The organism is Sphingobium herbicidovorans (genome assembly GCF_002080435.1).
GTDB classification, from domain to species: Bacteria; Pseudomonadota; Alphaproteobacteria; order Sphingomonadales; family Sphingomonadaceae; genus Sphingobium; species Sphingobium herbicidovorans.
In genome coordinates this window covers 2,878,651-2,898,405 of sequence record NZ_CP020538.1, presented here as the reverse complement: position 1 = coordinate 2,898,405, position 19,755 = coordinate 2,878,651, and the positions used below count along the sequence as shown (strand labels likewise).

Annotated in this window: 21 protein-coding genes and 1 pseudogene; 13 read left to right on the top strand and 9 right to left on the bottom strand. The window is 63.6% G+C overall.

The features are described 5' to 3' along the window. Positions 1 to 14: 14 nt before the first annotated feature. Complete coding sequence (locus tag B6S01_RS14340; protein ID WP_407695207.1) at positions 15 to 998, top strand: isopenicillin N synthase family dioxygenase; 984 nt, start codon at positions 15 to 17, stop codon at positions 996 to 998. A gap of 9 nt (positions 999 to 1,007) precedes the next feature. Here the strand turns inward: B6S01_RS14340 and B6S01_RS14335 are convergent, their stop codons facing one another. Then, entirely contained in the window at positions 1,008 to 1,391 is a 384-nt protein-coding gene (locus B6S01_RS14335; RefSeq protein ID WP_037466441.1) for a dihydroneopterin aldolase, read from the bottom strand. 111 nt (positions 1,392 to 1,502) lie between these two features. Between B6S01_RS14335 and B6S01_RS14330 the strand changes: the two genes are divergently transcribed. The 4 genes and pseudogenes from B6S01_RS14330 to B6S01_RS14315 all read left to right on the top strand — a co-directional run bounded on the left by B6S01_RS14330 (position 1,503) and on the right by B6S01_RS14315 (position 4,430). Next, positions 1,503 to 2,021 (top strand): GNAT family N-acetyltransferase, encoded by a 519-nt coding sequence (locus tag B6S01_RS14330; protein ID WP_037466810.1) that lies wholly within the window; start codon positions 1,503 to 1,505, stop codon positions 2,019 to 2,021. Between the two features lie 43 nt (positions 2,022 to 2,064). Continuing rightward, positions 2,065 to 2,631 (top strand): DUF1285 domain-containing protein, encoded by a 567-nt coding sequence (locus B6S01_RS14325; protein WP_037466809.1) that lies wholly within the window; start codon positions 2,065 to 2,067, stop codon positions 2,629 to 2,631. After that, complete coding sequence (locus tag B6S01_RS14320) at positions 2,628 to 3,239, top strand: CoA pyrophosphatase (RefSeq protein ID WP_037466434.1); 612 nt, start codon at positions 2,628 to 2,630, stop codon at positions 3,237 to 3,239. The genes B6S01_RS14325 and B6S01_RS14320 overlap by 4 nt, the downstream gene beginning before the upstream one ends. After that, a pseudogene (locus tag B6S01_RS14315) lies at positions 3,220 to 4,430 on the top strand (CCA tRNA nucleotidyltransferase). Before B6S01_RS14320 ends, B6S01_RS14315 begins: the two are co-directional and overlap by 20 nt. On the opposite strand, the gene B6S01_RS14310 reads toward B6S01_RS14315, so the two are convergent. Together B6S01_RS14310 and parC are read right to left on the bottom strand one after the other, a co-directional pair. After that, the gene (locus tag B6S01_RS14310) at positions 4,394 to 5,944 is read right to left on the bottom strand and encodes a putative bifunctional diguanylate cyclase/phosphodiesterase (RefSeq protein WP_407695211.1); all 1,551 of its coding nucleotides are present in this window, start codon (positions 5,942 to 5,944) and stop codon (positions 4,394 to 4,396) included. The pseudogene B6S01_RS14315 and the gene B6S01_RS14310 overlap by 37 nt on opposite strands. Positions 5,945 to 6,228: 284 nt before the next feature. Then, positions 6,229 to 8,517, bottom strand: a complete 2,289-nt coding sequence (gene parC / locus B6S01_RS14305; protein ID WP_037466426.1) for a DNA topoisomerase IV subunit A — start codon at positions 8,515 to 8,517, stop codon at positions 6,229 to 6,231. Positions 8,518 to 8,667: 150 nt separating this feature from the next. On the opposite strand from parC, the gene otsB reads away from it, so the two are divergent. The 5 genes from otsB (at position 8,668) to purC (ending at position 13,791) form a co-directional block, all read left to right on the top strand. Then, entirely contained in the window at positions 8,668 to 9,435 is a 768-nt protein-coding gene (gene otsB, locus B6S01_RS14300; RefSeq protein WP_037466424.1) for a trehalose-phosphatase, read from the top strand. 102 nt (positions 9,436 to 9,537) lie between these two features. Then, positions 9,538 to 11,307, top strand: coding sequence for a glycoside hydrolase family 15 protein (locus B6S01_RS14295; RefSeq protein WP_269319819.1), 1,770 nt, complete (start codon positions 9,538 to 9,540; stop codon positions 11,305 to 11,307). Next, positions 11,304 to 12,713, top strand: coding sequence for an alpha,alpha-trehalose-phosphate synthase (UDP-forming) (otsA, locus tag B6S01_RS14290; protein WP_037466420.1), 1,410 nt, complete (start codon positions 11,304 to 11,306; stop codon positions 12,711 to 12,713). The genes B6S01_RS14295 and otsA overlap by 4 nt, the downstream gene beginning before the upstream one ends. A 37-nt stretch (positions 12,714 to 12,750) precedes the next feature. Then, a complete protein-coding gene (locus tag B6S01_RS21920) occupies positions 12,751 to 12,882 on the top strand; it encodes a hypothetical protein (protein ID WP_269319815.1) in 132 nt (43 codons plus the stop codon). A gap of 126 nt (positions 12,883 to 13,008) precedes the next feature. Next, the gene (gene purC / locus B6S01_RS14285; RefSeq protein WP_037466417.1) at positions 13,009 to 13,791 is read left to right on the top strand and encodes a phosphoribosylaminoimidazolesuccinocarboxamide synthase; all 783 of its coding nucleotides are present in this window, start codon (positions 13,009 to 13,011) and stop codon (positions 13,789 to 13,791) included. Between the two features lie 64 nt (positions 13,792 to 13,855). On the opposite strand, the gene B6S01_RS14280 is transcribed toward purC, so the two are convergent. Together B6S01_RS14280 and B6S01_RS21395 are read right to left on the bottom strand one after the other, a co-directional pair. Continuing rightward, positions 13,856 to 14,608 (bottom strand): sulfite exporter TauE/SafE family protein, encoded by a 753-nt coding sequence (locus B6S01_RS14280; protein ID WP_037466416.1) that lies wholly within the window; start codon positions 14,606 to 14,608, stop codon positions 13,856 to 13,858. A 47-nt stretch (positions 14,609 to 14,655) separates the two neighbouring features. Further along, positions 14,656 to 14,805: a hypothetical protein gene (locus B6S01_RS21395; protein ID WP_169802843.1), complete on the bottom strand. Its 150-nt coding sequence runs from the start codon at positions 14,803 to 14,805 to the stop codon at positions 14,656 to 14,658. Between the two features lie 126 nt (positions 14,806 to 14,931). Between B6S01_RS21395 and purS the strand changes: the two genes are divergently transcribed. The 3 genes from purS (at position 14,932) to B6S01_RS14265 (ending at position 16,475) form a co-directional block, all read left to right on the top strand. Beyond that, the gene (gene purS, locus B6S01_RS14275) at positions 14,932 to 15,165 is read left to right on the top strand and encodes a phosphoribosylformylglycinamidine synthase subunit PurS (RefSeq protein ID WP_022683267.1); all 234 of its coding nucleotides are present in this window, start codon (positions 14,932 to 14,934) and stop codon (positions 15,163 to 15,165) included. A 3-nt stretch (positions 15,166 to 15,168) separates the two neighbouring features. After that, a complete protein-coding gene (gene purQ / locus B6S01_RS14270; RefSeq protein ID WP_037466413.1) occupies positions 15,169 to 15,843 on the top strand; it encodes a phosphoribosylformylglycinamidine synthase subunit PurQ in 675 nt (224 codons plus the stop codon). Positions 15,844 to 16,112: 269 nt separating this feature from the next. Continuing rightward, a complete protein-coding gene (locus B6S01_RS14265) occupies positions 16,113 to 16,475 on the top strand; it encodes a hypothetical protein (RefSeq protein ID WP_081570425.1) in 363 nt (120 codons plus the stop codon). 61 nt (positions 16,476 to 16,536) lie between these two features. Here the strand turns inward: B6S01_RS14265 and B6S01_RS14260 are convergent, their stop codons facing one another. The 4 genes from B6S01_RS14260 to B6S01_RS14245 are packed head-to-tail and all read right to left on the bottom strand — an operon-like array spanning position 16,537 to position 19,755. Then, positions 16,537 to 17,061 (bottom strand): A24 family peptidase, encoded by a 525-nt coding sequence (locus tag B6S01_RS14260; protein ID WP_037466410.1) that lies wholly within the window; start codon positions 17,059 to 17,061, stop codon positions 16,537 to 16,539. Continuing rightward, entirely contained in the window at positions 17,058 to 17,873 is an 816-nt protein-coding gene (locus tag B6S01_RS14255; protein WP_037466407.1) for a tetratricopeptide repeat protein, read from the bottom strand. The genes B6S01_RS14260 and B6S01_RS14255 overlap by 4 nt, the downstream gene beginning before the upstream one ends. Then, positions 17,870 to 18,763, bottom strand: coding sequence for a tetratricopeptide repeat protein (locus B6S01_RS14250; protein ID WP_156103370.1), 894 nt, complete (start codon positions 18,761 to 18,763; stop codon positions 17,870 to 17,872). Before B6S01_RS14250 ends, B6S01_RS14255 begins: the two co-directional genes overlap by 4 nt. Before the next feature lie 20 nt (positions 18,764 to 18,783). Then, positions 18,784 to 19,755, bottom strand: a complete 972-nt coding sequence (locus B6S01_RS14245; protein WP_037466406.1) for a type II secretion system F family protein — start codon at positions 19,753 to 19,755, stop codon at positions 18,784 to 18,786.

Genomic DNA, 19,755 nt, shown 5'->3' with positions numbered 1-19,755 from the left:
TGAGCCGATCAAGGATGCGGCATAGACGCCGTGACAGAAGGAACCCTGTAGCCTTGCCGCAAGCCTCGCTGGAACAAGTGCCACTGCTGTCGCTGGCGGCCATGGCGAAGCAGGATTTCGCCGCTGCGATCGGCAACTCCTTTCAGCAGTTCGGCTTCGCGATGGTGAAGGATCATGGCATGGACGCCGCCCTGATCGATGAAGGCTGGGCGCTCGCCCGCGCCTTCTTCGCCCTGCCTGAAGAAAAGAAACGGCGCTATGACGCCAAAGCCAATGGCGGCCAGCGCGGCTACACTGCATTCGGCCGTGAAATCGCGAAGGGCGCGAGCGAAAACGACCTCAAGGAATTCTGGCACGTCGGGCGAGACCTGCCCCGCGGCAATCCCCTGGCCGCGACCATGCCCGCAAATGTCTGGCCCAGCGAAATTCCTCGGTTCCAGCCGCTATTCCGCCGCCTCTATCAGGAGTTCGACCGCGTCGGTGGGCAGATTCTCTCGGCCATCGCCATCTATCTCGGCTTGCCGGAAAGCTGGTTCGACAGCGCCATACAGGATGGCAACTCGATCCTGCGGCTGCTCCATTATCCGCCCGTCTCCCCCGATGCGCCGGGCATCCGCGCGGGCGCTCATGAGGACATAAACCTCATCACCCTGTTGCTGGGCGCGGAAGAAGGCGGGCTTGAGCTGCGCGACCGGCAGGGCAACTGGCTGCCGGTTGTGCCGCCGCCGGGCGCTCTGGCCATCAATGTCGGCGACATGCTCCAGCGCCTGACCAACCACCGCCTGCCCTCGACCAGCCACCGCGTCGTCAATCCGCCGCCCGACCGGCGCGGCGTCGCGCGCTATTCCATGCCCTTCTTCCTGCATTTAAGGCCCGATTTCCTGATCGAACCGCTGCCCCAGTGCGTGGACGCAGCGCACCCGCGCCGCGATCCGCCGATCACCGCGCATGACTATCTGACCGAGCGGCTTCGCGAAATCGGCCTGATCAAGGCGTAAGGCAGCAGCCTATTTGCGCCAGCGTCCCAGCGTGATCCCGATTTCCTCACCCTTCTCGCTCAGCGCCAGCTTGATGATCTTGACCTCGACATGCAGCACCTTGTCGTCCTGCAAGAAGATCGTTTCGATGATATGGTCGGCGACCGCTTCGATCAGCGTGAAATGCTGGCCCTCGGGCAGCGCGGCCGTTGCCGCATGTTTGAGGTCCATGTAATTTTTGGACCGCGACAGCGGCGTGTCCAGCCCATAATGATCGGCAATCTTCAACCGCGCGCGGATCGATATGCGCAGCGGCTGGGGCAGGTGCGTTTCTTCCGAATAGATGCCGGTCAGGACATCGACATCCAGATGATTGACCTCCAGCGTCAGAAAATCGTCAAATCCGGCGTTCATGGCTTTCCTGCTGCTGGCGATGGCCAGAATAGACTTTTATTTTGCGAAGCAGACGCTAATCCCGCCGCTCCCGGCGCGGTCCATGCGCCATTGACGACGGATCGGCAAGACGTGTCTCATATCGTGCCCCTCAACATGGTGGCGGAAGGGGCGATCGAGCACCTGCTCGACGCCGCATTCGGTCCCGACCGGCACGGCCGCACCGCCTATCTGATCCGGGACGGGATGCCCTGGCTGCCCGAACTGTCTTTCGGCATCCTGGATGAGCATGGCGAACTTGTCGGCTCCCTGCAAAGCTGGCCCGTGGCCCTCACGGATCAGGATGGCGCGCAGACGCCGCTCATCATGGTCGGCCCTGTCGCCGTGTCTCCCGCGCTGCAGGGCACCGGCCATGGCCGCGCATTGATGGACGCTGTGGTCACCGCCGCCCGCAATCACCGCAGCGAGCCGCTCATGATGATCGGCGACCCCGAATATTATGGCCGCTTCTGGGGCTTTACGGCGAACGCGACGAAAGGCTGGACCTGCCCCGGCCCGTTCGAGGCACGCCGCCTGCTCGCCCTGTCCGTGGATGGCCGCGCACTGGGCGGCCAAGGCATGCTCGGCCCGCGAATCACGGCGCGCGCGTAATTTCCCTTTTGCCTTCGGTGGCGCGCGATCCTATCTCGACGCCATGCCGATGGACCCGCCCCCCGATCTTTCCAGCCTGTCGCTGACCGACATCGTCCGCCTGCTGGCGGAAAAGCGCCCGCCCCCGGTCGAAAACTGGAATCCCGATCATTGCGGCGACAGCGAAATGCGCATCGCCCGCGACGGAACATGGTTTCATCAAGGGTCCCCGATCGGTCGCGAAGCGATGGTGCGGCTGTTCTCCACGATCCTGCGGCGTGAGAAGGACGGGGCTTATGTTCTTGTAACACCTGTGGAAAAGCTTTCCATAGAGGTTGAAGACGCGCCTTTCGTCGCCGTCGAGTTGAAAAGCGAGGGCGAAGGACGCGAACGCGCGCTGGCATTCCGCCTCAACACCGGCGACCTTGTCGCCGCCGACGCCGCGCATGCGCTGACGATCCGGGAAACGGCCGATGGCCCACATCCCTATCTTCACGTACGCGGCGGGCTTGATGCGCTCGTCAACCGCAGCGTCTATTATGAGTTGATGAACCTCGCCCTGGATGAAGGCGGCGATCCGGTCGGCTTGTGGAGCAACGGCGTCTTTTTTGCGCTGGACGGATCGGCATGACGCTGGCGGAGCGGTTGCGCATGGCCCTGATGGAAGGGCATGCGCGCGAAGTCGGGCTAACCCATGCCGACACGCGCGATCCGCGCATCAGTGGGGACATATCCCTCTCCCCCGCCGCGGTGCTGGTCGCCATCACCGACCGGCCCGATCCTGGCCTCATTCTCACCGAGCGGGCCGCGTCCATGCGGACGCATGCCGGGCAAATCGCTTTCCCCGGCGGCCGCGTCGATGAAGGCGATGCCGACGAGATCGCCGGCGCCCTGCGGGAGGCACAGGAGGAAATCGGTCTCGCCCCGCATATGGTGGACATCGTCGGCATATCCGATCGCTATCTTACCTTCACCGGTTTCGACGTTGTGCCGGTCCTGGGAGTCATTCCGCCCGATCTACCGCTGACCCCACATGCCGGCGAAGTTGCCGACTGGTTTGAATTGCCCCTGTCCTACGCCCTTGACCCTGCCAATCGCACTCGACATTCCATTGATTTTCAGGGACTTGAGCGTCATTATTATGAAATAATGTGGAACAACCGCAGGATCTGGGGGATCACCGCCGCCATCCTTGCCAACCTCTCGCGGAGACTGCGCCATGACCGCCTTCTTGCCTGACGCACAATGGCGTCATCGGCCGGGGCTGGACGGCCTGCTCGCCGCGCTGGAGGTGGAGCGAGGCGTTGTTCGCTATGTTGGCGGCGCGGTGCGCGACGGCTTGCTCGGCCTGCCCGTCAGCGACCTCGACATCGCGACCGTGCTGGAACCGCGCGCGGTCGTGGATCATCTGAAGGCGGCAGGCATAAAGGCGGTGCCGACGGGCATCGACCATGGCACCATCACCGCCGTCATCGGCGGCTGGCCCGTGGAGATCACCACCCTGCGCCGGGACGTCAGCACGGACGGCCGCCGAGCCACCATCGCCTATACCAGCGACTGGCGGGAGGACGCCGCGCGGCGCGACTTCACGATCAATGCGCTTTATGCCGATCCGCTCACCCTTGAAATAGCCGACTATTTCGGCGGCGTGGCGGACCTGCAGGCAGGCCGCGTCCGCTTTATCGGCAGCGCCGCCGCGCGGATCGCTGAAGACCACCTGCGGATCCTGCGCTATTTCCGTTTCCTCGCGCGCTTCGGCCGGGACATGCCGGATGAGGAAGCCTATGCCGCCTGTCGCGCCGCCGCCAACAGCCTGATGGCCCTGTCGCGCGAGCGCATCGCCGACGAATTGCTGAAACTGCTCGCACTCCCTGCCCCGCTCGCCTCGCTGCGGCTGATGATCGACGGCGGGATACTCATCCCGGTATTGCCGGAAATCGACGCGGGGGGATTGCGCGCGTGGAGCAATTGATCGCGCGCGAAGCCTCTTCGGCGACGCCGCCCGCAGCGCTGCGCCGCCTTGCCGCGCTGCTGCCGCCAGACCCGCGCACCGCCGATCTGGTCGGCGCTCGCCTGAAATTGTCGAACAAGGTGCGCAAACGCCTTGTCCTGGCGCTCGATGGCGACGCGGCCGGCATGTCACCCAGGGCGCTCGCCTTTCACATCGGCGTGGAAGGCGCGATCGACCGCATCCTGCTCGACCCCTCTGCTCCACTCGAAAGCCTCCGGTTTCTTGAAGGCTGGACCCCGCCGCAACTGCCCATCGGCGGCGGCGCGCTCATCGCGCGCGGCCTGGCGCCCGGCCCGGATGTGGCCAAAGCGCTTGGCGAAGTGCAGCGCCAGTGGGTGGAAGAAGGCTTTCCCCACGCAGAACGTGTCGGCCAGATCGCCGATCAGACCGTTTCGAAGTTCCAGCGCGCACGCCAGTAGTCGAACGCTTCGGCTTCCGGCATCGGCCGCGCGAAATAGAAACCCTGACCATTGCCGCAACCCATGGTCTGCAACGCATGCGCCAGTTCCTGCGTCTCGATGCCTTCGGCCGTGACGGACAGGTTCAGCGATTCGGCGAGCGACAGGATGGTGCGCACGATGGCCTGCTTGTCCTTGTCATCCAGCATCGTCGAAATGAAGCTGCGGTCGATCTTCAAAATGTCGATCGGCAGGCTGTGAAGGCTGGCCAGGTTCGAATAGCCGGTGCCGAAATCGTCCATCGCGATCGGCATGTGCAAATCCTTGAGCGCGACCAGCAGCTTGCGCGCCTTGTCAGGATCGACGATGATCGCGCTTTCGGTCAGTTCGGCGGTCAGCCGGTTGCCGGACACGCCCGAATAGCGCAGCGCCTCCTCAAACACCGACGCCACATCGTCGCGCGCCATCTGGATCGGCGACAGGTTCACATTGACGCCCACGGGCAGTGGTTTGCCGAATTTTCCGTCCCATCGGCTGAGCGCCTGCGCCGCCTCATAGGCCGCCCAACGGCCCAGCGCGGTAATCAGGCCGCTTTCTTCCGCCACGGCGATGAACTCCGCGGGCGACACATGGCCCAGATCGGGGTCATGCCAGCGAGCAAGCGCTTCGAAACCGGTGATCTCGCCCGTCTGCAGATGGATCAACGGCTGGTACGCCAGCGTCAACTCGCCCTGCGACAGTGCCGTACGCAGCCGGCTTTCTATGGAAAAACGGCGCTGTGCTTCCTTCAATACGCCGTTGCGGTAGATTTCCACCTTGCCGCTGCGCTTGGCGATCTTCACCGCTGCCTGCGCCTTGCGCACGACATCGTCCGGGTCATCGTCCAGGCCCGTCGACAAGGCGCAGCCAATCGCGCAATCGACGCGAATCTGAAGATCGCTGAGCCGAATCGGGGATTTCAGCGAATCCTTGACCCTCTGAACGATATGAATGCAGTCCGACAAGCCATTGTTAAGGCGAGCGAATATGGCAAAATCATTGCCGCCGATCCGCGCCAGTACATCCCCCTGCCGCAGGTTCGACTTCAGACGCTTTGCAACCGTGATGAGCAATTCGTCGCCCGCCAATGGCCCAAGGGATTCATTGACGCGGCTGAAACGGCTCAGGTCGATGGCGATGATCCCGAACTTGGCATTCTCCGGCCAGGGACCATTGCGCAGCCGGTCGTCAATTTCTTCGCCAAAGCCCGCGCGATTGGGCAAGGCGGTCAGACCATCCGACAGCAGTTCGCGCCGCAAACTCTTTTCCGTCGTGCGATCACCCGTGCGATCCAGCGCCGTGAACAGGACCAGCTTCGCGCCTTCTTCTTCGGCGGGCAGCAACCCGGCGGTGCAGAGAAAATATTCAGGACCCAGCGCCCCATCGCGCCTCAATTCGAAAAATGACGAAGTGGTCTTCGCCAGGGCCGTCTCGATGATCCGGTCACGCCAGGCATCCGAATGGGACGGCTTGGCGTCGATATCGTAGTTTACCAGAAACGTGTGATAGAAAGACTGATTGACAGCAACGATCGTTAAATCCCTGTCTTTCAAGCAGAACAATGCCGCCGGCTGGGGCATGGCGTCCAGCCAATGATCCATTTCCCCCAAGCAGCGCAGATGCGTGCGGGCGAACCTCGCCAGGAGGTCATGGTCCGGCCTTTGCTCTGGCCGAATACGCACGGGAAGCGACTTCATACCTACGAACTAGGCGGAAGTGGTAAATTTTCAGGAAACAACTTCCCCTGATTTCAACCAGATGGAATTAATCTGACGTCCGTTCAAAAACGGTTGTCGCGCGGGAACCCTACCGGCGGCATTCGTCCAGCCGCCCCGCGCGCCACGCGCCACGGCGTCATGTCCGCCTCTGTGCGTGTCCGACCGCTGCCGCCACCCATCGTCCAGCTTAGGCCATCACTCATGCGGAATGTCACCGCATCGGATAGTCCGCCGTCCCTGTATCGCTGCATCTGCACGCCCTGACCGCGCGCCATGCGCGGCATTTCGACGAGCGGGAAAACCAGCAGCTTGCGGTTTTCGCCGACGACGGCGACGCTGTCCGCCTCCGCCCCGATCTTGCGAACAATGGCCAGCCTGGCTCCGGCGCGCACGTTCACCACCTGCTTGCCCTTGCGCGTTTCGGCGATCACGTCAGCCACCGCTGCGACAAAGCCGCGCCCGTCCGACGCAGCCAGCAGCAATTCGCCCCCCATGCTGGCCGGAAACAGCGTCACAATCTCGCCCTGGTCATCCATATCGACCAGAGAGCGGACCGGATCGCCAAACCCGCGCCCACCCGGCAGCTTGTCCGCGCCCAGCGTGAAGATGCGCCCGCTCGACGTCGCCAGCAGCAGCTTGTCTGTCGTCTGCGCGTGAAAGGCGATCTTGGGGCCGTCGCCTTCCTTGAACTTCAGCGTATCGGCAGCCGCCAGGTCCCGATGGCCGCTCATCGCCCGTATCCAGCCGCGTTCGGACAGGATGACGGTGATAGGCTCCCGCTCGATCATCGCCTCCAGCGGAATTTCGCGCGCCGGCCCCGCTTCCTCGACCAGCGTGCGCCGTTTGCCAAAATCGCTGTCAGGCGAATAGCGTTTGCGCAGGTCCGCCAGGTCTTTCTTCAGCCGCGTTCGCTGCCGCGTAGGGCTTTCGACCAGTTTGATGAGGTCGTCGCGCTCCTTCAGCAACTCCGCATGCTCGCGCCGCAGTTCCATCTCCTCCAGCTTGCGCAAGGAACGCAGCCGCATGTTCAGGATCGCTTCGGCCTGCCGGTCGGTAAGCTGGAATTCCTCCATCATCACCAGCTTGGGCTCATCCTCGGTGCGGATGATCTCAATCACCCGGTCGAGGTTGAGGTAGGCGATGATATAGCCGTCCAGCAGCTCCATCCGCGCCGTGATCTTGTCCAGCCGGTGCCGCGCGCGCCGGACCAGCACGTCGATCTGGTGCCTCAGCCACTCGACAAGCACCGTTTTCAGCCCCAGCACGCGCGGCGTCCGCGTTGCATCCAGCACGTTGAGGTTCAGTGGAAAGCGGTTTTCGAGGTCGGTCAGCCGGAACAGGCTGTCCATCAGCACATCTGGATCGACCGTGCGGGCGCGCGGTTCGATGACGATGCGGATCTCCGCGTCGCTTTCATCCCGCACATCGGCCAGGATAGGCAGCTTCTTGTCGTTGATAAGCGCAGCGATCTGCTCGATCAGCTTCGACTTCTGCACCTGGAACGGGATCTGCGTGACCACCGCGACCCATGTGCCGCGCCCGCCATCTTCCTTGTGCCAGCGCGCACGGGTGCGGAACGATCCTCGCCCCGTCGCATAAGCCTCTGAAATAATCGCCGCATTGTCCACCAGCACGCCGCCGGTCGGAAAATCAGGCCCGCGCACGATCTGCATCAAATCGGCATGTTCGGCGTCCGGATTGTCGATCAGCAGGCTCGCGGCGTCGATCAGTTCGGCGACATTATGCGGTGGGATGCTGGTCGCCATGCCCACCGCGATGCCGCTGGCCCCATTGGCCAGCAGGTTGGGGAACAGGCCGGGGAAAACCTCCGGCTCCTCATCCTCGCCATTATAGGTGGGGCGGAAATCGACGGTCCCTTCGTCCAGCCCCGCCATCAGGTCGGCCGCCGCCTGCGTCAGCCGCGCCTCGGTGTAGCGCATGGCCGCGGCGTTATCGCCGTCGATATTGCCGAAATTGCCCTGCCCATCGACCAGCGGGGTGCGCAGCGAAAAATCCTGCGCCAACCGCACCATGGCGTCATAAACGGACGTATCGCCATGCGGGTGATATTTGCCGATGACGTCGCCCACCACGCGGGCGCATTTCTTGTAGGATGTCGTGTTGCGCGCGGGGTTGGCGACCAGCACATCGGGCGACGCGCCGGCCGGCTCCATCCGCAGCAGCCGCATCGCCCACAACAGCCGCCGATGCACCGGCTTCAACCCATCGCGCAGGTCCGGCAGCGATCGCGCCGTGATGGTGGAAAGCGCATAGACGAGATAACGCTGGGACAGCGCATCGTCGAACGGGTGATCCTTGATAGCGTCGAACGGGTCGCGAAAATCGGTCATCGCGATCGGAATAGCAGCGGAACGACAAAACGGAAACGATGTTTCAGGGGGAACGACATCATGCCGCCTCCCAAGGGATCAAGCCGAAAAAATCGCTCCACCCCCGTTGCAGGGGGTTGCACATCTGACGGCACGCGCCACCTTGCGCGCGTGTCCGAATCCACCCCTTCCCCCCTGCCCGACCTGCCCCCGCCGCCAGCTTCGTTGCTGGTGGGCGCAGCCCTGTTCCTCGACTTCGACGGCACGCTCGCGCCGATCGCGGATACGCCCGACGGCGTGATCGTGGACAATGACCTGCTTGCCATGCTCGCCAGGCTGCGCGACGGGCTGGAAGGTCGCCTGGCGATTGTCAGCGGCCGGTCGATCACGACCCTGCGCGACCTGGGTTTCGCCGATTTCCTCCTCGCCGGGACGCATGGCCTTGAATTCGCCGGTCCGGGCGAGGATGTCGAAGCGCCGCCGCGCCGCCCGGCCGTGGATGATGCGGAGGCCGCCTTCCACGCCTTCGCTGACGGCAAGCCCGGCGTGCTGGTCGAACGCAAATCGATCAGCGTCGGCCTGCATTTCCGTGGTGCGCCGCAATGGGGTGTCGATGCAGGCGAGCTGGCGAGCGAACTGGCCGCCCGGCTCGGCCTTGCGGTCCAACCGGGCAAGATGCTTTTTGAACTGCGCCCCGGCGGCGCGGACAAGGGCAGCGCGGTACATACGCTGATGACGCGCATGCCCATGGCTGGGGGCCGCCCGCTGTTCATCGGCGATGACGTCACCGATGAAGAAGGGTTCGCCGCCGCCGCGCAACTTGGCGGCGCAGGCATATTGGTCGGCCCACCCCGGGAGACGCTGGCCGCATTCTCTCTGGAACAGGTTGCCGCCGTCAGGCATTATCTCCAACGGGGTTTGTCCGGCCGGGCTGAATGACGGCCAGCGCCCCTCCGTTCGGGTGAAACAAGGGGCAGACCGATAGTCAGGCACAGTCAAACAACCTACGCCGGGAACGAGCGCAATCTCGATCTTTGGCCCATCGGCAATTGCCAGGCATCCGCGCTGATCGATCGCGCCGGACGAATGACATGGGCCTGCGTGCCCCGCGTGGACGGCGACCCCGTCTTTTCCGCCCTGCTCGATGACAAGGCGTGGGACACGCCCGACGCACAGGGATTCTGGGCGATCGAGCTGGAAAACTGCATCAACGTAGAACAGCATTATATTCGCAACACGCCCATCCTCGTCACCCGGCAAAGCGACGACCATGGCAACGCGATCGAACTTTACGACTTCTGCCCCCGCCATCGCCGCATGGGGCGCATGTATCGTCCGGTCGCCTTCACACGCATCGTGCGCCCTGTCGCGGGAAGCCCGCGCATCCGCGTGCGGCTCCGCCCGACGACGTCATGGCATTCTGAAACCGTACCGATCAGCTATGGTTCCAACCATATCCGCATCGTCCTGTCCTACATGGCGATGCGGATGTCGACCAACGCGCCCATCGGCCTAATCAGCCAGGAAAGCTGGTTCCGGCTGGAACAGGACATGCATTTCTTCCTCGGCCCGGATGAGAGCTTTTCCGACGCGCTGCGTCCCGCGCTGGAACGGATGCTGGACGACACCATCCGCGAATGGCAGGTGTGGGTGCGCGGCCTCGCCATTCCCGCCGAATGGCAGGAAGCGGTCATCCGCTCCGCCATCACGCTGAAACTTTGCCAGCATGAGGAAACCGGCGCCATCGTCGCCGCGCTGACCACCAGCATCCCCGAACATGCCGATTCGGGCCGCAACTGGGACTATCGCTACTGCTGGATTCGCGACGCCTATTATACGGTGGAGGCGCTCAACCGCCTGGGCGCGCTCGACGTGTTGGAAAGCTACCTCGTCTATCTCCGCAATATCGTCGATGGAGCAAAGGGCGGCCATATCCAGCCGCTCTATGATGTGCGCGGCAACGCGACCTTGCATGAGGAGGAGGCTGAGTGCCTGCCCGGCTATCGCGGCATGGGGCCGGTGCGCGTCGGCAACGCCGCCTATTCGCAGATCCAGCATGACGCCTACGGCCAGATCGTCCTTTCGTCGGTCCAGGGCTTTATCGACCAGCGCCTGCTGCGCATGGCCGGCATGTCCGATTTTGAAGCGCTGGAGGCGGTGGGCGACCGCGCCTGGAAGGTCTATGACCAGCCGGACGCCGGGCTGTGGGAACTGCGCACCCGCGCCCATGTGCACAGCTACAGCGCGGTCATGTGCTGGGCGGCGTGCGATCGCCTGGCCCATGCAGCCGCAGCGCTCGGCCTGCCCCAGCGGGAGGTGCACTGGCGCGAGCGGGCGGAAATCATGAAGGCCCGCATCCTGCAATCGGCCTGGCGCACCGAAAGCAACGCCATATCCGCCAATTTCGAAGATGACGCCCGCGACGCCTCGCTGCTGCAACTGCTGGACCTGCGCTTCCTCACCGCAGACAATCCCATGTTCGTCGGCACGCTCAAGGCGTTGGAGCAGGATCTGCGCCGGGGCAACAATATGCTCCGCTACAGCACGCCGGATGATTTCGGCGAACCGGTCACCGCCTTCAACGTCTGCACTTTCTGGCTGATCGAGGCGTTGCACCGCACCGGGCGGACGGAAGAAGCCCGAATGCTGTTTGAGGAAATGCTGTCCCGCCGCACCGCCGCCGGGCTGCTGTCGGAGGATATTGACCCTGTAACCGGGGAATTGTGGGGGAACTATCCCCAGACCTACTCATTGGTCGGCATCATCAATTGCGCCGTTCTGTTGAGCAAACCCTGGAGCGTGATGCGATGAGCCGGCTGATTGTCATTTCCAATCGGGTAAGCAGGCCCAACAAGTCCGGCAACCAGGGCGGGCTGGCCGTCGCGCTGGCGCAGGCGTTGCGTGAAAGCCGGGGCATCTGGGTCGGCTGGTCGGGCGAGGTCACCGAAAATTTCACCGGCCATATCGGCTTTTCCGAGGACGAAGGCGTAAAGACCGCGACGATCGACCTGGAGGAGCAGGACGTCGATGAATATTATAACGGCTACGCCAACAAGACGCTGTGGCCGCTCTTCCATTTTCGTATCGACCTTGCCGAATATGCTCGCGATTTCGAAGGCGGCTACAACCGCGTAAACAAGCGTTTTGCCGACACGACCAGCCCGCTGATCGAGCCCGAAGACATCATCTGGGTTCAGGATTATCATATGATCCCGCTCGGCCAGATGCTGCGGGACAAGGGGCTTCAGAACCGGATTGGCTTTTTCCTGCACATCCCCTGGCCGCCGACACGGCTGCTCGTATCGCTGCCTCATCATACCAAGCTGGTCCAGACGCTCTTCGCCTATGATGTGGTGGGGTTCCACACCGAAGAATGGCTCGAATCCTTCCGCCATTATGTGGAACGGGAAATGGGCGGCAGCGTCAATGGCGACTTCGTCACGCTCAACGGCCGGACCATTCAGGCGATCGCCTGCCCCATCGGCATCAACGCGCAGGAATTTGCGAAGGCCGCCGTCAGCGACACCGCCAACACGATGTTCGAACAGGTCCGCCGCTCGCTACAGCACCGCGCGCTGATCGTCGGCGTCGATCGGCTGGACTATAGCAAGGGGCTGGAGGAACGCTTCAACGGCTATGCCCGCTTCCTGAAGGATCATCCCGAACATCATCGCAATGTCGTGCTGACGCAGATCGCGCCGCCGTCCCGCGGCGAAGTGGAAAGCTATCAGCATATCCGCGCCACGCTCGACGCGCTCGCGGGCCGGATCAACGGCGAATATAGCGATGTGGACTGGAGCCCGGTGCGCTACGTGAACCAGGGCTATCCGCGCGACAAGCTGGCGGGCATCTACCGCGCCGCGCAGATCGGGCTGGTGACGCCGCTGCGCGACGGCATGAACCTGGTCGCAAAGGAATATGTCGCCGCCCAGGATCCCGAAGATCCCGGCGTCCTCATCCTCTCGCGCTTTGCCGGGGCGGCGACGCAGCTCAAGGACGCGTTGCTCATCAACCCCTACAGCCCGGAGGAAATGTCCGACGCCATCAACCGCGCGCTGTCCATGCCGCTCGACGAGCGCAAGCGCCGCTGGAAATCCATGATGAAATGCGTCGAGGAACAGGACATCAGCTGGTGGCGGCAATGCTTCACTGACCGCCTGATGGCTGTGCGGCGAGAGGATGAGGCCCAGAAACCGCAGATCGAGGTAGCGGAATAGCGCTTTCCTCTCCGGCTGGCTCCGCTACATTGGCGCGATGATGGATGACGGAGACGAAGGCGGCCGCCTGGCCGAAGCGATCCGGTCGCGATCGGGCGTCCTGTTGGGCGTTGTCGGTCTGGCCGCCTGGCTGGCGCTTGTCTGGTTCATGTTTGGCGATGTGCTGTAGCGCGCTAATTGCACCCCCGCGCTCTTTGGTCTATGGGCCGACCCCTAGCAGCCCCGGCACCCGCTGATCCTTTTTCGATTCGCGTTTGCCGGGGCACATTTCTTTCTTGGGAAGACAGGAGCGCGCATGGCTCGTCGCCGCCAGATCTACGAAGGCAAGGCAAAGATCCTTTATGAAGGCCCCGAACCCGGCACGATCATCCAATATTTCAAGGATGACGCGACGGCCTTCAACGCGCAGAAAAAGGGCACGATTTCCGGCAAGGGCGTGCTCAACAACCGTATTTCCGAGCATATCTTCACCCTGCTCGGCCAGATCGGCATACCCACCCACTTCATCCGCCGCCTCAACATGCGCGAGCAGCTGGTGCGCCAGGTGGAAATCGTGCCGATCGAGGTCGTCGTGCGCAACGTCGCCGCCGGTTCGCTCAGCAAGAAGCTGGGGATTGAGGAAGGCACGCAGCTGCCCCGCACCCTCATCGAATATTGCTACAAGGACGACGCGCTGGGCGACCCGCTCGTGTCCGAAGAGCATATCGCCTGTTTCGGCTGGGCCACGCAGGAAGAGATGCACGACATCGCCGACATGGCGATCCGCATCAACGACTTCATGTGCGGCCTGTTCGCAGCCATCGGCATCCGCCTGGTCGATTTCAAGCTGGAGTTCGGCCGCCTGTGGGACGGCGACTATAGCCGCGTCATCCTGGCCGACGAAATCAGCCCGGACGGTTGCCGCCTGTGGGACATGAACACCGGCGAAAAGCTGGACAAGGACCGTTTCCGCCGTGACCTGGGCGGTGAAGTCGAAGCCTATCAGGAAGTCGCGCGCCGTCTGGGCCTGATGCCCGAAGGCGCCGATACCACCGTGCTGGACCTCGACACCCACCGCAAGAAGCGCAGCAAGGACTGATCCAGCTCCCAAATCCTCCCCATCACCGATGGGGAGGGGGACCGCCGAAGGCGGTGGACGGAAATCACCCCATCACCGCGTCCGCCATCAGCTTGATGCCCAGCAGCACCATCAGCACATAGATCAGCGTGTAGAAACGCGCCGCGTCCACCCGCCGCACCAACGCCACCCCGGCAAAGGTCGCGGCCACCGCCACGGGGACCAGCATCGCCGTCGCCATCAGATTGGCGCGCGTGAACTGCCCCAGCGCCGCATAGGCGGGCACCTTCATCCAGTTCATCGTTGCAAAGGCGATTGCAGTCGTCCCGACCAGCATGTCGCGCGGCAACCGCTTGGGCAGCACCCACATCTGGAAGGGCGGCGATCCGGCATGTGCGATATGGCTGGTAAAGCCGCTCGCCACGCCGAAAAGCACGCCCACCCAGTCGGGCGAACTGGAAGGCAGCACGACCGCGCCGCCCCGCTCGATCCACAACCGATGTAGCCCGAACAGCGTCGAAATCAGTCCCAGCACCGCCAGCACCGCTGTTTCCGACACCTGCGCTGCAAAGAAATAGCCGAGGCCGATCCCAATCGCCGCACCCGGCAGCATCACCGTCAATATGTGCCGGTCCCAACTATGCCGGAACGTCCAGACGCTGACCGTATCCTGCAGGATCAGGATGGGCAGCAGGATCGCCGCGCCCCGCACCGGGTCGATCCCCAGCGCCATGACCGGCATGGCGAGCGCCCCGACCCCGGCAAAGCCACCCTTGGCGAGTCCCGACAGGATCACCGCCAATATGGCGCAGGCATAATATAATGTGTCACCGCTCATGCCGACCGCCTAGACAGACGGACGATCCGGCGAAAGTCGGTTTTTGCTCAGCCGTTGGCGCGATAACCGATCAGCACGCCGAAAGTGAAGGTGGCGAGCAGCGCCAGCTGGACGCGGCCATGGGGATCGTCATAGCCGACGATCTGCTGCCCAAAGGCGAAAAGCCCGACAAACATCGCCAGCGCAAGACCAGCCATCGCGAAAACCCTTCATCCAGTGCATCTTCAATAGCGCGGCGTCCGCTAATAAAGGGATAATGCCTTGCCTGCTGCTGCACAGCACACTAGGGGGTGCGCCATAGCAATTCACGGAGTTTTGGCCGCATGAAAGCCCGCATCTTCGTCACGCTCAAGGGCGGCGTTCTCGACCCGCAGGGCAAGGCGATCCACCACGCACTCGACGGTCTTGGCTTTTCGGGCGTGAACGACGTGCGCGCGGGCAAGCTCATCGAGCTGGACCTGGCCGACGGCACCAGCGACGAAGACATCGACGCCATGTGCCGCAAGCTGCTCGCCAACACGGTGATCGAAAACTACCGCATCGAAAAGGTGGCCTGAGCCATGAAGAGCGCTGTCATCGTCTTCCCCGGCAGCAATTGCGACCGCGACCTCGCCACGGCGTTCGAAGCGGCCAGCGGTTCAAAACCGGCCATGATCTGGCACCGCGACACCGAACTGCCCGACGACATCGACCTGATCGGCGTTCCGGGCGGCTTTTCCTATGGCGATTATCTCCGCTCCGGCGCGATGGCGGCCCGCTCGCCCGTCATGCAGGCCGTAGCCAAGGCAGCCGAGCGCGGCGTTTATGTGCTGGGCATCTGCAACGGTTTCCAGGTGCTGACCGAAAGCGGCCTGCTGCCCGGCGCGCTGCTGCGCAATGCGGGCGGCCACTTCATCTGCCGCGACGTTTCGCTGACAGTGGAAAACGCGCGGACCGCCTTCACCAGCCGCTATGATGCAGGCGAATCGGTGATCTTCCCGGTCGCCCATCATGACGGCAATTATTTCGCCGACACGCAAACGCTCGACCGCCTGGAAGGCGAAGGCCGCGTCGCGCTGCGCTATGGCGAAAGCGTCAACGGCTCCGCCCGCAACATCGCGGGTATCCTGAACGAAGCGGGCAATGTGCTGGGCATGATGCCCCACCCCGAACGCGTGATCGAACCCGCCCACGGCAAAACCGACGGCCGCCGCCTTTTCGAAGGATTGGTCGAAGGCCTCCTCACCCGCGCCTGATCCGCTCCCTCAAACCTCTCTCGCCAGCGGGAGAAGGATACGCAGCCTTGCAGAGCGGAGCCAGGCGAAGTTGGATGAGGGCGGTCGGCGCCACTCCCCTAAACGGCAGAGGATCAAAGCAGCCAATCTGCTTGCGACCAGTAGCAGGCATTCGCGAGCCACCCCTATAACCCACATAGCCGACATTATCGCCGGATTTCGTGTGAGTGGTGATTTGTTAATGCTGAGTAGATAACGCAGATGCAGGATTGAAAAGGTAATCATCGATCATGCAGTTGAAATCCTCAGTAATCGCATTCTGTTTTGCGATTTGTCTCCAGAATGCATCTGCGCAAGAGGCGCAGCCAAACATCCAAATCATTGCTCAAGCATATGACCGTTGTATGGCTACCTATGCCGTGCGCCTGACACGAACCACAGCGCCGGACGAGGCCATTTACGCCGAAGCTACAAAGTCATGTTCGCCACTGAAGGATAAGTTGGTCGAAGCAATCCGCCAGCAAGTTTCGCCGCCGGAAGCTGACAAGGTTTTAGCCTCGATGGATGCTTCAGCGAAGCCCAATTTCCTGAATATGCTGAACCGCATTCGTAGTGACCGAGCACAACGAGAAAGCCAGCTAGGCAGGCCATAAATCGCGTTAATTCGATCTGCTCCACCGAAAGCCGCCAGTCCGCTAACCACCCCTCTCCGCCCTACCGCAACCCCCTCACAAATTCCGGCAGATGCGCGATGCCGCTGGGGTTAGGCCCCGCCATATACAGCGCCATGATCGTCCCCAGCGCGATCGCCACGCCATAGGGTATCGGTCCCTTCGGCGCGAAGATCGCCAGCGATGAGCCGTCGCGTACAGATCGCGGCACCATTCGCCGCCCCGCCATGATCAACAGCGCCAGCACGCCGCCGCCCACCGTCACGTAAAAGAACCACGCCACCGACGCCTGCCAGTCGAACCACAGCGCACATGCCGCCAGCAGCTTGACGTCACCCCCGCCCATCCATCGCATCGCGAACAGCGCCGATCCCAATGCGAATACCGCCAGGAACAGCGTGCCGTTCTGCCAGATGTCATTCTCCCATCCCACAACCGCCACCCACGGCACGAACAGGCCGATGACCAGCAGCGGGAAGATGTTGGAAATGCGCAGCTTGGCGATATCCTCGATCGCGGCGGCCAGCAGGATCAGGCATACGGCCAGCAGGATCAGGTCCTTTGTCACGGCGTTCCTCCCATGCCTGCCAATGCGGCCGCGGCATCCGCCTGATAGCTTTCCGACACCGTCACGGCGCGGCTGAGATAGGCGCGCGCCCTGGCCGTGTCGCCGATGTTCAACGCCACCTTGCCCGCATCGCCCAGCCGCTTGGCCCAGCCATTGGCGTCATCCGCCGGGCGGCGTTCTATGTCGCGGCCCGCCATCACCTGCGCCGCGTCGCCATTGGCGATGATGCGCGGATCGTCGGGCGTCATCTCCTGCGCCCTGGCGAATATCGCGGCGGCCTTTTCCGCCTGCCCCTGCGCCATCAGCGACAGGCCATAATTATTGAGGATCTGCACCGGCTTGTCGGTCAGTTGGAAGGCCTTTTCATAAGCCGCAGCGCTCAGCGCCCAGTTCTTCGCCGCGTCATAGGCGATACCCAGCGCGTTCCATGCCCGCCATCTATCTGCGCATCGTTCAACCGCGCGCCGCAGCGCCTGCGCCGCCTGCTCGGCCCGGCCCAGTCGCATATGGGCGATGCCCAGCCCTTCATCGACGCGGCAATCGGTCGATCCCGCCTGACTGATCGCGGCAAAGCGCGTTGCCGCCTCTGCGTCCTGCCTCCTGGCCAGCGCCATGCGCGCCTGGGCTATCTCCATCGCCGCGCCGTCCTGCGGCTGCGCATCGGCGCGCCACTGGCTCAGCATGGCTTCGGCCTGGATCATGCGCCCGCCGTCGATGGCGTCATCGATCAACCGGCCATAGTCCAGCACGGAAGCCGGAGCATCGACAACCGGCGATGCAACCGCAGCCGCCAGCAGCAGAAGGACGCTCATCCCTGTCCCCCGCCCCACTTCCACAGCTTTTCGAACAGATCGTCCGTCCCATCGCCGCCCGCCATCGTTGCGCAGGCATGCGACGGTCTGGCGTCCGCGCGAACCGGGGACAGATCGATGGAATATCCGGTCGCGGGCAGCTTCACGCCCACCGTCCCCGCCTGCCCGCAGCCAAGGGCGGCAACCGGCCGCGCCCGCGCCGCCGCGACAGACGCAATCGGCGCCTTCAACTCCCGCGCCAGCGACAGAACGGGCGCCGACCGGCCATTATCTGCCACGGTCACGATGGCCGTCGTCAGTTGCGCCGTCTTGCTACCCGCCATGGCAGGCCGCGCCGCGCTGGCAGCGACGGTTTGCAACCGCACCTCGCCCATCGAAACACGCTCCAGCTCCGGCCCGAAGGCCCGCGCATCCAACCCGGCAGAGGCCACCGAACCACCCCCCGCCAGTTGCGCCAGCGTCGGACGGCGCGCCGGTCCCTGCGCTGCGCCCTGACCGATCTGCGCCAACAGTGCGTTCGCCTCAGCCTGCAAACCCTGCGCTGTCAGGCTGCGCGCGAAGTTGCGGTGAATACGCTCATCCTGCGGCGCCCGCGCCAGCGCCAGCTCGAAATATTGCCGCGCCAGATCATGCCGCCCGATCGCCGCATAGCTGATCGCAACGCCGTTCAGCGCATGTGCATTGCCCGGCTCGTGCCGCATCGCCCGGCGATAGGCGTCCAGCGCCAACGCATGCTCGCCGCGCGAAAACAGCAGGTGGCCCCGCGCCAGTGCGCCAGCGCCCGTAGCGGCGGCGTCGCCATTGACGGGCCGGACAGCGATTTCCCGGTTCGCCGAACTGCATGCCGCGCTCGCAAGGATGAGCGCCACTGCCACTGCCCGTCTCATCATGCCCCGTCCCCCATTGTCGTTTATCGTGCCATAACCGGCAGAATTTCGCGGACCACGCGCACCACGGCGGGCAGCATCAGCACCCCGATCATCACCGGCAACATGCAGGCGACCAGAGGCACCGACAGCAGCACCGGCAAACGGTGGGCCTTCTCCTCCGCCCGCATCCGCCGCTTTTCCCGCATTTCCGCCGCATAGACGCGCAGCGTCTGCCCGACGCTCGATCCCAGCTGGTCCGACTGGATCAGCAGCGTCGCGAACGACCGGATCTCATCCACATCGACATCGTCCGCCATCCGCCGCAGCGCGTCGGCCCGGCTGCGCCCCGCCCGCAGTTCCAGCACCACCTTGCCCAGCGCCGCCGACACCAGTGGATGCGATATGGCAAGCTCACGCCCCACCCGATCCATCGCCGCTTCCAGCCCCAGCCCGGCCTCGACGCACACCAGCATCAGGTCCAGCGCATCGGGAAAGCCGTGAACGATCGCCTCCTGCCGCCGCGCCGCCTTGGCCGAAATGAACAGGTTGGGCAGATACAGGCCCAGCACCGCGATTGCGGTCGCCATGAAATAGAGCTTCACCGGGCTGGGCGGCTCCGGCTTGCTGAGCGACATCAGCACCATCACCGCGGGCAGCGCCAGCGTCAGCGTCAGCCGGATGAAGGTAAAGACCTTGGGCGCTTCGGGCGAGGGATAGCCCGCCGCGATCAGCCGCTTGCGCAGGGAATCGCTCTGCGTATCGGCCAGCGAAATGCCCAGCTTTTCGATACGATCGACCAGCTTCTTCCATTCGCTGTTATTGCGCTCGTTACGCAGGCTTTGCCCGACGCCCTGCGCAGCGCCGCCGGACCCGCTGACGACGTCCAGCCGGCTGCGCACCTTCGCCGTGCGCGACAGCATTTCGGACACGCCATAGACGATCGCGACAATCGCGACGAACAGCAGGACCAGCAATACCGGGCGAAGCTGCGATATAAGGGCAAGGTCCAGCAT

Excerpts from the sequence above, each read along its gene's own strand:
- B6S01_RS14265 (WP_081570425.1), top strand. The coding sequence starts at position 16,113 with ATGCAGTTGAAATCCTCAGTAATCGCATTCTGTTTTGCGATTTGTCTC.
- B6S01_RS14325 (WP_037466809.1), top strand. The coding sequence starts at position 2,065 with ATGCCGATGGACCCGCCCCCCGATCTTTCCAGCCTGTCGCTGACCGAC.
- B6S01_RS14245 (WP_037466406.1), bottom strand. The coding sequence starts at position 19,755 with ATGCTGGACCTTGCCCTTATATCGCAGCTTCGCCCGGTATTGCTGGTC.
- B6S01_RS14280 (WP_037466416.1), bottom strand. The coding sequence starts at position 14,608 with ATGAGCGGTGACACATTATATTATGCCTGCGCCATATTGGCGGTGATC.
- parC (WP_037466426.1), bottom strand. The coding sequence starts at position 8,517 with ATGACCGATTTTCGCGACCCGTTCGACGCTATCAAGGATCACCCGTTC.
- purS (WP_022683267.1), top strand. The coding sequence starts at position 14,932 with ATGAAAGCCCGCATCTTCGTCACGCTCAAGGGCGGCGTTCTCGACCCG.
- B6S01_RS14255 (WP_037466407.1), bottom strand. The coding sequence starts at position 17,873 with ATGAGCGTCCTTCTGCTGCTGGCGGCTGCGGTTGCATCGCCGGTTGTC.
- B6S01_RS21920 (WP_269319815.1), top strand. The coding sequence starts at position 12,751 with ATGATGGATGACGGAGACGAAGGCGGCCGCCTGGCCGAAGCGATCCGG.
- otsA (WP_037466420.1), top strand. The coding sequence starts at position 11,304 with ATGAGCCGGCTGATTGTCATTTCCAATCGGGTAAGCAGGCCCAACAAG.
- purQ (WP_037466413.1), top strand. The coding sequence starts at position 15,169 with ATGAAGAGCGCTGTCATCGTCTTCCCCGGCAGCAATTGCGACCGCGAC.
- B6S01_RS14335 (WP_037466441.1), bottom strand. The coding sequence starts at position 1,391 with ATGAACGCCGGATTTGACGATTTTCTGACGCTGGAGGTCAATCATCTG.
- B6S01_RS14250 (WP_156103370.1), bottom strand. The coding sequence starts at position 18,763 with ATGATGAGACGGGCAGTGGCAGTGGCGCTCATCCTTGCGAGCGCGGCA.
- B6S01_RS14320 (WP_037466434.1), top strand. The coding sequence starts at position 2,628 with ATGACGCTGGCGGAGCGGTTGCGCATGGCCCTGATGGAAGGGCATGCG.
- B6S01_RS21395 (WP_169802843.1), bottom strand. The coding sequence starts at position 14,805 with ATGGCTGGTCTTGCGCTGGCGATGTTTGTCGGGCTTTTCGCCTTTGGG.
- B6S01_RS14340 (WP_407695207.1), top strand. The coding sequence starts at position 15 with ATGCGGCATAGACGCCGTGACAGAAGGAACCCTGTAGCCTTGCCGCAA.
- purC (WP_037466417.1), top strand. The coding sequence starts at position 13,009 with ATGGCTCGTCGCCGCCAGATCTACGAAGGCAAGGCAAAGATCCTTTAT.